At 70.6% G+C, this 11,711-nt stretch carries 8 protein-coding genes; 4 read left to right on the top strand and 4 right to left on the bottom strand.

Features of this window, described 5'->3' with window-relative positions:
• Positions 1–15 precede the first annotated feature (15 nt).
• From ASF45_RS24635 to ASF45_RS24625, 3 genes are all read right to left on the bottom strand, one after another.
• Positions 16–1,662, bottom strand: coding sequence for a hydantoinase B/oxoprolinase family protein (locus tag ASF45_RS24635; protein WP_056669451.1), 1,647 nt, complete (start codon positions 1,660–1,662; stop codon positions 16–18).
• The gene (locus ASF45_RS24630; RefSeq protein WP_235581025.1) at positions 1,659–3,779 is read right to left on the bottom strand and encodes a hydantoinase/oxoprolinase family protein; all 2,121 of its coding nucleotides are present in this window, start codon (positions 3,777–3,779) and stop codon (positions 1,659–1,661) included. The genes ASF45_RS24635 and ASF45_RS24630 overlap by 4 nt, the downstream gene beginning before the upstream one ends.
• 248 nt (positions 3,780–4,027) lie before the next feature.
• Positions 4,028–6,706: a LuxR C-terminal-related transcriptional regulator gene (locus ASF45_RS24625; RefSeq protein WP_056669442.1), complete on the bottom strand. Its 2,679-nt coding sequence runs from the start codon at positions 6,704–6,706 to the stop codon at positions 4,028–4,030.
• A gap of 258 nt (positions 6,707–6,964) precedes the next feature.
• Between ASF45_RS24625 and ASF45_RS24620 the strand changes: the two genes are divergently transcribed.
• The 3 genes from ASF45_RS24620 to ASF45_RS24610 all read left to right on the top strand — a co-directional run bounded on the left by ASF45_RS24620 (position 6,965) and on the right by ASF45_RS24610 (position 9,757).
• Positions 6,965–7,936 carry a nitronate monooxygenase family protein gene (locus tag ASF45_RS24620; protein WP_056670025.1) on the top strand — a complete coding sequence of 324 codons (972 nt, stop codon included), beginning with the start codon at positions 6,965–6,967 and terminating at the stop codon, positions 7,934–7,936.
• 164 nt (positions 7,937–8,100) lie between these two features.
• A complete protein-coding gene (locus ASF45_RS24615) occupies positions 8,101–8,931 on the top strand; it encodes an acyl-CoA thioesterase II (RefSeq protein ID WP_056669439.1) in 831 nt (276 codons plus the stop codon).
• A 100-nt stretch (positions 8,932–9,031) separates the two neighbouring features.
• Positions 9,032–9,757, top strand: coding sequence for a TerC family protein (locus ASF45_RS24610; protein ID WP_056669436.1), 726 nt, complete (start codon positions 9,032–9,034; stop codon positions 9,755–9,757).
• A gap of 262 nt (positions 9,758–10,019) precedes the next feature.
• On the opposite strand, the gene ASF45_RS24605 is transcribed toward ASF45_RS24610, so the two are convergent.
• The gene (locus ASF45_RS24605; RefSeq protein WP_056669433.1) at positions 10,020–10,373 is read right to left on the bottom strand and encodes a hypothetical protein; all 354 of its coding nucleotides are present in this window, start codon (positions 10,371–10,373) and stop codon (positions 10,020–10,022) included.
• Positions 10,374–10,659: 286 nt separating this feature from the next.
• On the opposite strand from ASF45_RS24605, the gene ASF45_RS24600 reads away from it, so the two are divergent.
• On the top strand, positions 10,660–11,625 hold the full coding sequence (locus ASF45_RS24600) for a tripartite tricarboxylate transporter substrate binding protein (protein WP_056669429.1): 966 nt from the start codon (positions 10,660–10,662) through the stop codon (positions 11,623–11,625).
• The last annotated feature ends 86 nt before the right edge of the window (positions 11,626–11,711 follow it).

The raw sequence follows: 11,711 nt of genomic DNA, 5'->3' as shown, positions 1-11,711 counted from the left end.
CTCTGCAATGGAAAACTAGGCGGCCGACGCGCCGGCTGGTTGCCGGGCGGTGACGTAGCCGGCCAGCAGGTCCTGTGCCAGCGCGGCGTCCGCGCGCTCGCCACCCGGGCCGAAGCCGCCGCCGCCCGGCGTGCGCAGCGTGACTTCGTCCCCAGGCTGCAGCACCTGCGGCACGCGCGAATCGATGGCCTGGCCGTTGATCAGCACCGCGCCACATTGCCCTTCGGCGCCGCCGTGCAGGCCGGGTGCGCCGAACTTGATGCGCTCGGTCAGGAACACCACCGACAGCGGCGTCTCGTGCCGGTTGACGAAACAGATCTCCTCGCCGAGCCCGCCGCGGTGGCGGCCAGCGCCGCCGGAGTCCGGCAGCAGGCGCTTGCGGCGGAACAGCAGCGGCGCGTCGCGTTCGGCGATCTCGATCGGCGTGGGCGAGATGTTGCTCGGCCAGGACATGACCGAGGCGCCGTCCTTGCCCGCCGTGGCGCCCATGCCGCCGTTGTAGAACAGCACGGTGGCGAACGGCTTGCCGTTGGCGCGCCGGCCGTTCAGGTTGGTGATCCACACCGGCGAGCCGACACCGGCCATCACGCGCTCGGGCAGCACGGCATGCAGCGCACCGAAGATCGCGCTCGGCACATAGTGGCCGGTGCAGGAGCGGCCGCCCACGGGCGCGGGAAAGCTCGGGTTCAGGATGGAGCCCTCGGGCGCGCGCGTGTGCACAGGGCGGAACAGCCCGTGGTTGTTGGGCAGGTCCGGCAGCAGCAGGCTCTTGACCGCATAGGCCGTCATGGCGTGGGTGTAGGCCAGAACGCAGTTGATGGCGCGTGGCTGCTGTGGCGACGAACCCTCGAAATCGCAGGTGATCTCGCCGCCTTCGATGCGCACCGCGACCTCGAACTGGAAGGGCTCGGCAAAGCCGTCGGTCGGCATGCTGTAGCGGAACACGCCCTGCGGCAGCGCACGGATGGCCGCGCGCATGGCCTGCTCGCTGCGGTCGAACAGCGCGTCGGCCAGGTCGTCGATCTGCGTGAGCCCGTATTCCTGCAGCAGCGCGTCCACGCGCCGCGCGATCAGCTCGGTGGCGCTGGCGTGGCACCAGATGTCGCCCGTGGTCTGCTCCGGCGTGCGCACGTTGGCCTGCAGCAGGCGCAGCAGCGACGGGTCGCTCTGGCCCGCGCGCAGGAAGTGCATGGGCGGGATGTGGAAGCCTTCCTCGAACAGTTCGCGCGCGTCGACCGAGCGGATCTTGCCGCCGATGTCGGGCACATGGCCGGTGGTGGCGGCAAAGCCGATCACCTTGCCGGCGTGGAACAGGGGCTTGACCAGGCAGACGTCGTTCAGGTGGCCGGTGCCGATCCAGGGGTCGTTGGTGATGTAGATGTCCCCGGGCTGCATCGCCGCGATGCCGAAGACCTCGACCATGGCGCGCACGGTGTTGCCCAGCGTGCCGATGAAGGAAGGGATGGCGCCCGCGTTCTCGGCGATGGTCTGGCCGCGCGAATCCGTCGTGACCACGGCGAAGTCGTTGGCCTCGGAGGACAGCGTGGAGAACGAGGTGCGCACGATGAGCTTGGCCGCCTCGTTGACGATGGAGCGCACCCGCGTCCAGAAGACTTCCAGGAAGATGGCGTCGCTGCCGCGGTGGGTGGTGGGGGTGGTCATGTGCGGGCTTCCTCGATCTGGATCACAAGATTGCCCTGGGCGCTGACGCTTGCGCGGGCGAGCGGGCCGACGACCACGGTGGTCGTCTCCTCTTCGATCAGGGCTGGGCCGGCCAGCTGCACGCCGGGGTGCAGCAGCGCGCGCTGGTAGACGGGCGTGTCGACGAAGCCCTGGCGCTCGGCGAAGTAGACGGGGCGGCGTCCGGTGGGCGCGGCCGTGCCGGCCTGCACCTGCAGGGCGGGGGCCTGGAACGGGTGCAAGGGCGCGGCCTCGCCCGTCACCTGCAGGTTGACCAGCTCGACCGGCACGTCGGGCGGGGTGCGGCCGAACTTGTGGGCGTAGGCGCTGCGGAAGGCCTGGTCCAGCTGCTGGCGCCAGCGGGCTTCCTGCTCCGCATCCTGTGCTCCCTGCACGGTGTAGGGGCCGTCCGGCAGGTCGACGCCGAGGTTGAACCCCTGGCCGATGAAACGGCCGTCGGCACGCCGGCGCAGGTGGATCGGGCCGAAGTCGGCCTGCAGCGCCTGCAGCGGGCCGCGCACCTCCTGCTCCAGCGCGGCGAAGACCTGCTCGAGGCCGGCGACGGCGTCGGTGGCGGGCTTGAAGCCGAAGCTGCGCGAGCGGTCGGCCCGGGCCCGGGCCACCAGCAGCCCGAAGGCCGAGGCCACGCCGGCCTGTGGCGGGCAGACGATGGTGGCCACGCCGATCTTGCGCGCCACGTGGTAGGCGTGCAGCGGGCCGCCGCCGCCCGTGGCCACCAGCACGAAGCGGCGCGGGTCCTGGCCGCGCTCGGCCACGTGCACGCGCGCCGCGGCCGCCATGTTCTCGGCCACGATGTCGTGCACGCCCCAGGCCGTCTGCACCGCGTCGTGGCCCAGCGTGGCGCCCAGGCGTTCGAAGCCGGCGCGGGCCAGCGCGGGCTGGATCCGCAGGGAGCCGCCCGCGAAGAAGTCCGGGTTCAGGTAGCCCAGCAGCAGGTTGGCATCGGTCACGGTCGGTGCGTCGCCGCCCTGGCCGTAGCACATGGGGCCGGGCTGCGAGCCGGCGCTCTGCGGGCCGACCTTGAGCAGGCCCAGCGCGTCACGCGAGGCGATGCTGCCGCCACCGGCACCGATCTCGATGAGGTCCACCGTGGTGATGCCGATGGGCATGCCGCTGCCCTCGGCGAAGCGCTTCTGGCGCGCCGCCTCGAAGCCGAAGGTGATCGAGGGCTTGGCGTCGTTGACCAGACAGAGCTTGGCCGTGGTGCCGCCCATGTCGAAGGCCAGCAGATCGCCCTGGCCTTCGCGCAGGCTGTGGTGGGCGGCCGAGATCGCTCCCGCGGCCGGGCCGGATTCCAGCAGCGCGATGGGTTGGGCGCGCGCCTCGTCCAGGTGCGCCAGGCCGCCGTTGGACAGCATCATGAGCACGTCGCCCGGCAGGCCCAGGGCGGCGAGCTGGCGCGCGAGCCGGTCCAGGTAGCTGCGCGCCATGGGCTTGATGTAGGCGTTGGCCAGCGTGGTGGTCAGGCGCTCGTACTCGCGGATCACGGGCGCGGTCTCGCACGACAGTGTGAGCGTGAGCCCGGGGTGGGCCAGGGCGATGGCCTGCGCCAGGCGGCGCTCGTGCATGTCGTTGCGGTACGCGTGCAGCAGGCAGATGGCCAGGGAATCGACGCCCGCTTCGACCAGGCGCGCAACCTCGGCCAGGGCCTGTGCCAGGTCCAGCGGTTCGATCTCGCATCCCTGTGCATCCAGGCGCCCGACCGCCTCGCCGCGCAGGTGGCGCGGCGCCAGCGGCCGGCTGCGCTCGATGCGCAGGTCGTACAGGTCGTACTTGCGCTCGTTGCCCATCTCGACGATGTCGCCGAAGCCCTGGGTGGCCAGCAGGCCGGTGCAGGCGCCGCGCCGCTCGATCAGCGCGTTGGTGAACAAGGTGGTGGCGTGCACGACGCGGGCCACATCGGCCGGTGCGATGCGGTGGTCCGCCAACAGCTGCGCGGTGCCGCGCACCACGCCCTCGGTCGGATCCTGGTGCGTGGTGAGAACCTTCAGGCTGCGCTGTTCGCCGCGCGCCAGGTCCAGGGCGACGAGGTCCGTGAACGTACCGCCGATATCGATGCCAACTGTCCAATGGGCCACAACACTGCCTTCTTGATTTGCATGGAACATGCCTGCGGCGCCGGGGCGGCAGGAAACAGCGGAACGCCGCGCACACCACCGTGCGGGAATGTCCAACCGTGGGGGGAATGTAACGAGACCGGGTGGGGCCGGCGCGCAAAGGGCGATCCTGTGCGCCGCGCCGCGATCAATGCAGCAGGGGCGGTAGTCTACGAGGCGACCTGCGCAGGACGAAGGACAGATTCGTCATGAGCTCATGCCGCGACGGCTCAGCGGATCACCCCCAGCTTGCGCGCAATCGCCACCGCCTGCGTGCGGCTCTTGGCGTCCAGCTTCATGTTGATGTTGCGCAGGTGCGTGCGCACCGTGCTGTCCGAGACGAACAGCTTCTCGGCCATGGCGCTGTTGGAGTAGCCCTCGGCCAGCAGCTGCAGCACGCGGATCTCCTTGCGCGTGAGCGGCTCCTCGCTGCCGCCTCCAGCCGCGGCGGGGGTCTCGGGCTCGGGCGCGGCGAGCGGACCGATGGCGTGCAGCAGGCGCTGCAGGTACTCGGCCTGGATCGGGTCGCCTGCATCCGGCATGGCCGCGGCGTGGCGCTGCAGCAGCCGGCCCACGGCCGGGCCCTCGTCCAGGATCAGGCGCATGAAGCCTTCCTGGCTGGCCGTCTGCAGCACGCTGCCGATCTCGGCCACGGCGGCGGCGGGGTCGCCAGCACGCTGCTGCGCCAGCGCGCGCAGCACCTGCAGCTTGAGCACGCGCCGCGTGCGCGCGGCCGCGGTGGCGGCGTGGATCTCGGCGTCCAGCAGCTGCAGCGCGGCGCGCGGGTCGCCGAAGGCGACCTCCCAGCGTGCCTTGGCCAGCGCCAGGTAGTCCAGGTCGTGGGCGGGCAGGCGCATGCGGCGCTCGCGCTCCCAGATCGCGGGGTCGTCGGCGCGCTGCAGTTCGTCGCGCGCGGCCGGGCCGTTGCCCTGCAGCAGCAGCATGCGCGAGCGTTCCAGCTTGGCCCCGGCCACCACGCGCGGCAGCTGGCGCGCATGGCCCAGGTACTCCAGCTCGGTCAGGGCCTGCAGCGCGGCCTCCACATCGCCGCTGTGGAAGGCGATGCGCGAGCGCATCACGTGCGACAGGATCATGTGGTCGGGCAGGCCCACGTCGCGCGCCAGCGGCAGGTAGACGTTGAGCAGGTGCTCGGCCTGGGGCAGCTGGTTGGCCTCGTAGACCACGCCGGCGTACAGCACGCCGGCCCAGGCGTTGCCGTGGCTGTGGTTGTAGGTCACCGCATGGGTGGAGTCCACGGCGATGCGAAAGCGCGCCGTGGCCTGGCGCAGGCGGCCGGCCTGCAGGTCCAGCATGCCCTCGGAGGCCTCGGTGTACATGCGGTGGAAGGTGCCGTCGCGCTTGGCATGGCCCTGTTTGCTGCGCGCGGCATCCAGCAGGCGCAGCGAGGCGTTCTGGTCGCCCATCACCGACAGGATGTGGGCCATGGCGTTGAGCAGCGCGCTGTCGGCGAAGGCCAGGCCCGTGGGCAGGCGGTTCAGGCAGGCGCGGCCGGCCTCGTAGGCCTCGTCGTAGCGGTCCTGCATGGCCCACAGCAGCGGGTACAGCGTGTGGGCGCAGGCGCGCACCTCGGGCACCGGGCTGTGGATGCAGTCGGAGGCTTCCAGCCGGGCCATCGCGTCCCAGGGGCCGTGCGTGAAGCACTCGGCCCACAGCGCGATGAGCTGCAGGAAAGGGTGCTGGCGCAGCTGGTGCTCAGGGATCGCCGCGAACCAGCGCGCCAGCAGCCGCATGCGGCCCTGTTCGAGGAACTGCTCGGCCCAGATGTCCAGCAGCGTCAGCGCGTGCGGGTGGTCGCCGCCTTCGATGGCGTGGTCGATGGCCGGCACCGGCCGGCCTTGCGATTCGTACCAGCCCGAGGCGGCCAGGTGCAATCGCGCGAGCTCGTCGGGCTGCTCGCGCACGAGTTGTGTGCGCAGGAAGTCGGAGAACAGGCTGTGGTAGCGCCAGGCCCGCGGTTCGTCGCCGGCCTCGCTGCTGATGGGGGTGAGGAACAGGTCGGCCGCGGCCAGCTGCTCCAGGATGGCGGCGCTGTTGCCGCGCGGGATCAGGGCCTGGCAGACCGACGGGTCGAGCTGGCGCAGGATGCTGGTGCGCAGCAGGAAGTCGCGGATGGCGCCGGGCTGGTGGGCCAGCACGTCCTCGGCCAGGTACTCGGCCACAGCCCGGTTGGAGCCCGAGAAGCGCTCGACGAAGTCCGGCGCCACGCCCGGGCGTTCCAGCGCCATCGAGGCCAGCCAGATCGCCGCCACCCAGCCCTCGGTCTTGCGGTGCAGCTGGGCCAGCCGCTCGGCCGACAACACCGGCATGGCGCGCTGGCCCAGGAAGGCACCGGTCTCTTCCAGGCTGAAGCGCAGCCGGTCGGTGTCGATCTCCAGCAGCTGGCCGCGCGCGCGCAGCCGGCCCAGGCCCAGATCGGGCAGGCTGCGCGAGCCGATCACGATGCGGCCGCCGCGCGGCATGTGCTCGACGATCTCGCGCACCAGACCCAGCACGGCGGGCTCGTGCACCACCTCGAATTCGTCCAGGAACAGCGCGAACGGTGCGTCGTGCGCGGCCAGAACGGCCACGGCGTCGAAGGGCGCATTGCCGCGCGGCCCCTCCATGCCCAGGCGCAGCACCACCTCGCCCAGGCAGCTGACGAAGCGCGACATGTCGTTGTCGGCCCGGTCCAGCGTGAGCCAGGCCGTGGCGATGCCTTGCTCGTCCAGGCGCTGGCGTGCCTGCGCCATGGTGGTGGTCTTGCCGAAGCCGGCCGGCGCACGCACCAGCACCAGGCGCGCGGCGGTGCCGGCGATCTCGTCGCTGATGGCGGCACGCAGCACCTGGGTCGGCGCGGCCGAGGGCGGGTTGAGCTTGGCTTCGAGGATGCGGGTGGCGGAGGGCGGCATCGCAGACGGAGGAGGGCGGATGTGCGGCGGGCGGGCGCGAAGTGTCGGCGGCAACGGGTGCCGGGCGTGTCTCCTAGGGCGCAGGGGGCGGTGGCGTTCCGTCGCTTCCGACGATGCGAAGGCCGGATTCTGCTGCCTAAACTGCCCGCCAACCGCCCCGGCCGCCGGGGTGCCGCCCAAGTGACAGGCCTGCGCGCTGCGCCCCGGCGCGTGGGCGATCATCGACCGCATCTGCCTGAAGGAATTTCCATGGACCGCATGCACACCCGCGTCACCGAACAACTGGGCATCCGCTACCCCATCATCCAGGGCGGCATGCAATGGGTCGGCCTGGCCGAACTGGCCTCGGCCGTCTCCAACGCCGGCGGCCTGGGCCTCTTGACCGCGCTGACCCAGCCCACGCCCGAAGCCCTGCGCGAGGAGATCGCGCGCTGCCGCGGCATGACCGACCAGCCCTTCGGCGTGAACCTGACCATCCTGCCGGCAATCAAGCCGCCGCCCTACGCGGAGTTCGTGCGCGTGATCATCGACAGCGGCATCAAGATCGTCGAGACCGCGGGCAACAGCCCCAAGGAGTTCATCGCCCAGTTCAAGGCAGCGGGCGTGACCATCGTGCACAAGTGCACCACGGTGCGGCATGCGCTGTCGGCCGAGCGCAATGGCGTGGACATCGTCTCCATCGACGGCCTGGAGTGCGCGGGCCACCCGGGCGAGGACGATGTCGGCGGCCTGGTGTTGATCCCGGCCGCCGCGCGCGCGCTCAGGATCCCTGTGGTCGCCTCGGGCGGCATCGCCGACGGCCGGGGCATGGCGGCGGCGCTGGCGCTGGGCGCCGAGGGCATCAACATGGGCACGCGCTTTTGCGTCACGCAAGAGGCGCCGATCCACGCCAACATCAAGCAGGCCCTGGTGCAGGCCAGCGAGCGCGACACCGCGCTGCTGTACCGCACGCTCAAGAACACGGCGCGCGTGTTTCGCAATGCGATCGCCGAGGAGGTCGTGGGCATGGAGCGGCGCCCCGGCGGTGTCGCCTTCGAGGAGATCCGCCCGCTGGTGGCCGGCGTACGTGGCCGCGCCGCGCTGCAATCGGGTGAGGTCAATGGCGGCATCGTCTCGGCCGGCCAGTGCATCGGCCTGATCGACGACGTGCCCAGCTGTGCCGAACTGCTGGCGCGCATGGTGGCCGACTGCCGCCGCGAACTCGAGCGCGCGCGGGGCTACTTTGGGTGAAATGAAACCACCCCGTTTGAACGGCGCACTTCGTGTCGCCATTCCATCGCCCTCCAGGGGCGGCGCCAGCGCCCGGGCAGAGCCCGTTCGCGGCGTCTGCTGGCATGGCCTGCTCCGCGGCCTCTCGATCACTGGCCTGCGCGCCAGTGCAATGGACAACTGACATGAACCGCGAAGAACTGCGCAAAGAGGCCCTGCGCGCGCTGGTCGAGCAGCTGAGCCTGGAGCAGCTGGAAAAGAACCTGTTCCGCGGCACCAGCAGCGACCTGGGTGCGCCGGCCGTGTTCGGCGGCCAGGTGCTGGGCCAGGCGCTCATGGCGGCGGCCCGCACCGTGGACAACGGCCATGCCGCACATTCGCTGCATGGCTACTTCCTGCGGCCTGGCGACAAGGCCGCGCCCATCGTCTACGACGTGGACCGCATCCGCGACGGCGGCAGCTTCACCACGCGGCGCGTGGTCGCCATCCAGCACGGCGAGGCCATCTTCCACATGTCGGCCTCGTTCCACCGGCGCGAGAGCGGCGTGGAACACCAGCGCGCCATGGTGCCGGTGCCGGCGCCGGAGTCGCTGCCGGAGCAGCAACGGCTGGCGCTGGCGCTGCCCATCGAATTCCGCTTCGCCGACGGCCGCCCGCCGCTGGGCGAGGGCAAGTGGGGCCCGAGCGGGCAGACCTGGCTGCGCACGGTGGACGCCTTGCCCGACGACCCGCTGCTGCACCAGGCCATGCTGGCCTATGCCTCCGACTACAGCCTGCTCGGCGTATCGATGCAGCCGCATGGCCTGGATTTTCGCAAGCCCGGCGTGCAGGGCGTGAGCCTGGACCACGCCATGTGGTTCCACCGCGACTTCCGCTGCGACGACTGGCTGCTGTACGAGGCCGACTCGCCTTCGGCCTATGGCGCCCGCGGCTTCTGCCGGGGCAGCCTGTACAGCCGCGACGGCCGGTTGGTGGCCTCGGTCGCGCAGGAAGGCCTGGTGCGCGTGCGGACCTGATCCAGGGAAGCATCCTGTAAGGGAATAAGGGTATTCAGGGACTCCTCAGCTTACAGTGCCGGCCGCCGTGGGAGCGGCGTATGCAGTACAACGAGGAACCATGGACTTTCTGACATCCCCCGCCTTTTGGGTCGCCCTCGGGCAGATCATCATCATCGACATCCTGCTGGGTGGCGACAACGCCGTCGTGATCGCGCTGGCCTGCCGCAAGCTGGCACCTGCGCAGCGCACCAAGGGCATCATCTGGGGCACGGCCGGTGCCATCGTGCTGCGCGTGATCCTGATCGCGTTCGCGATGACGCTGCTGAACGTGCCCTTCCTCAAGCTGGTCGGCGCCATCCTGCTGGTCTGGATCGGTGTCAAGCTGCTCGCGCCCGACGAAGAAGGGCACGGCGACGTGGCCGGCAGCGACAAGCTGTTTGCCGCCATCAAGACCATCATCGTGGCCGACCTGGTCATGAGCGTGGACAACGTGATCGCCATCGCCGGTGCCGCGCAGAACGCCGGCGAGCATTCCATGCTGCTGGTGGTGCTGGGCCTCTTGATCTCCATCCCCATCATCGTCTGGGGCAGCCAGCTGGTCATCAAGCTCATGGAACGCTACCCGCTCATCATCACGGCTGGCGGCATGCTGCTGGGCTGGATCGCCGGTGGCATGCTGGTGACCGACCCGGCCCTGGCCAACCCCGACAAGTGGCAGTGGATGCTCAAGCTGCCGCAGACCGACGTCGTCAAGTACGGCGCATCCGTCGCCGGTGCGCTGCTGGTGCTGCTGATCGGCAAGGCCATCGCCAGCCGCAAGCCGGCCGGAGGCGGTCACGCCTGAGCGCCAGGCGCCGCCTGCGCGGCGCCGCTGAAGATCCCGGGCGCCAGCCCGGGCCGCCAAAGCCCTGCGGCCACCGGCCGGCAGGGCTTTTTGCTGCGCAGACGGTCTGCGGCGCAGGGCGTGGCGAGAGGGGGAGAGGGCAGGCCGGCGTCGTGACGGTGCCGGCCGCGGGGTGTTGGAGCAGCCTTCGCACCGCTGAAGAAGCGCGCCCGGGCGGGCGCGCCGGGCAACAGGGCAAAGCCGCCTTGTTGCCGTTGCCGGCTTACTTGCTGGCCGGCGGCGGGGCCTTGGTCTGGCCGACTTCGCCATCCGGTTGCTGCTTGATCGCCTCGGCGCCTTCGGCCTTGCGCTTGGCGCGTGCCGCGGCACGCTCTTCGGCCGAAGCACGCGTCGCGCTGGGCGGGGCCTTGGATTGGCCGGTTTCCCCCACCGGTTGCTGCCTGATGGCCTCGGCGCCCTCAGCCTTGCGCTTGGCCTTGGCAGCGGCGCGTTCTTCGGGAGAAGCCTTGGCGGCCGGCGGCGGCGCCTTGGAGGCGCCGACCTCACCCTGGGCGAAGGCGCTCACGGCGAACACCTGTGCCAGGGCGATGCCAATGGAAAAAATCGGATGCTTCATGGATGACTTTCAGGTTTGCAGGTCTGGGAGAACACGCATGCCGAAAAAACGACCTGCGCGCCGGAGCCATTGGTCCGACAAAAATTGTATGAACTTGTCGAATGAACAATAAGAATTGCCTCCTGTATGTGTTTATCGGGCGACACGTTGATTCGATGGATTGTGTCCAATTTGTGTGTTGAGGAATCCGGTGTCGCCGGTTTCGCTGTCCGAACTCGTCCGATTGGACGATGGCCCGGCGCGGGGCCGCACTCCTAGCATGGGTGGTGACCCACTGGAGACCCCGATGCCCCTGTCAAGACGCCGATTCTCCGCGCTGCCCCTGGCCGCCTGCCTGCCGCTGCCGGGGCACGCCAACGCCTACCCCGACAAGCCCGTGCGCCTGGTCATGCCGTTCCCGGCCGGTGGCATGGGCGACATCCTGGCGCGCCACCTGGCGACCGACCTGGCGAAGCTCTGGGGCCAGCCCGTCGTGGTGGACAACCGCGCCGGCGCCTCCGGCATGATCGGCAACGAGCACGTGGCCCGTTCGGCGCCGGACGGCAGCACGCTGCTGCTGGGCATCAGCCAGCTGGCGCTGGCGCCTTCGCTCTATCCCAAGATGGCCTACGACGTGGAGAAGGACTTCGTGCCGCTCGCGCGCGTGGCCGACGCGGTGTCGGTCTTCGTCACCAACGACGCGCGCATCGGCTCGGTCAAGGACTACGTGGCGTTGGCCAGGGCCAACCCGGACAGGCTCAGCTACGGCACCTATGGCGCGGGCACCTCGGCCCACATCTTTGCGGAGATCTTCAACCGGGCCAACGGCATCCGCACCGTGCATGTGCCCTACAAGGGCGCGGCCCCGCTCATCAACGACCTGCTGGCCGGCCATGTGACGCTGTCGTTCACCGACCTCGCCTCGCCGCTGCCGCACATCCTGTCGGGCAGGCTCAAGGCCTATGCGGTCACGGGCACGCGCCGTGCGCCGCTGCTGCCCGAGGTGCCGACCTTCGCCGAACTGGGCCACGCGGGCCTGGACGTGCCGGGCTGGTATGCGCTGTTCGCGCCCGCCAAGACGCCGCCCGAGACCGTGCGCCGCATCCGCGAGGGCGTGGCCCAGGTGCTGCAGGCGCCCGAGACGCAGGCGCGGCTCACGCAGCTGGGCCTGCTGCCCGTGGTGGAGCAGCCGGCCGCGTTCGAGCAGCGCCTGCGCGACGACATGGCCTACTGGAAGAAGGCCATCACCGAGAACAACATCCGGCTGGACTGAAAGCCGATTCGTCCGTTCGGACGATGGCCCGGCCCAGGCCCGTTCCCTAGACTTTCCCGGCACGCGGGCAGGGGCCCGCAGGGAGA

The sequence above is a fragment of the Pseudorhodoferax sp. Leaf265 genome (assembly GCF_001422365.1).
GTDB lineage: Bacteria > Pseudomonadota > Gammaproteobacteria > Burkholderiales > Burkholderiaceae_C > Pseudorhodoferax.
This window is presented reverse-complemented; position numbering and strand designations above follow the sequence as displayed.

Excerpts from the sequence above, each read along its gene's own strand:
- ASF45_RS24635 (WP_056669451.1), bottom strand. The coding sequence starts at position 1,662 with ATGACCACCCCCACCACCCACCGCGGCAGCGACGCCATCTTCCTGGAA.
- ASF45_RS24625 (WP_056669442.1), bottom strand. The coding sequence starts at position 6,706 with ATGCCGCCCTCCGCCACCCGCATCCTCGAAGCCAAGCTCAACCCGCCC.
- ASF45_RS24620 (WP_056670025.1), top strand. The coding sequence starts at position 6,965 with ATGCACACCCGCGTCACCGAACAACTGGGCATCCGCTACCCCATCATC.
- ASF45_RS24615 (WP_056669439.1), top strand. The coding sequence starts at position 8,101 with ATGAACCGCGAAGAACTGCGCAAAGAGGCCCTGCGCGCGCTGGTCGAG.
- ASF45_RS24610 (WP_056669436.1), top strand. The coding sequence starts at position 9,032 with ATGGACTTTCTGACATCCCCCGCCTTTTGGGTCGCCCTCGGGCAGATC.
- ASF45_RS24605 (WP_056669433.1), bottom strand. The coding sequence starts at position 10,373 with ATGAAGCATCCGATTTTTTCCATTGGCATCGCCCTGGCACAGGTGTTC.
- ASF45_RS24600 (WP_056669429.1), top strand. The coding sequence starts at position 10,660 with ATGCCCCTGTCAAGACGCCGATTCTCCGCGCTGCCCCTGGCCGCCTGC.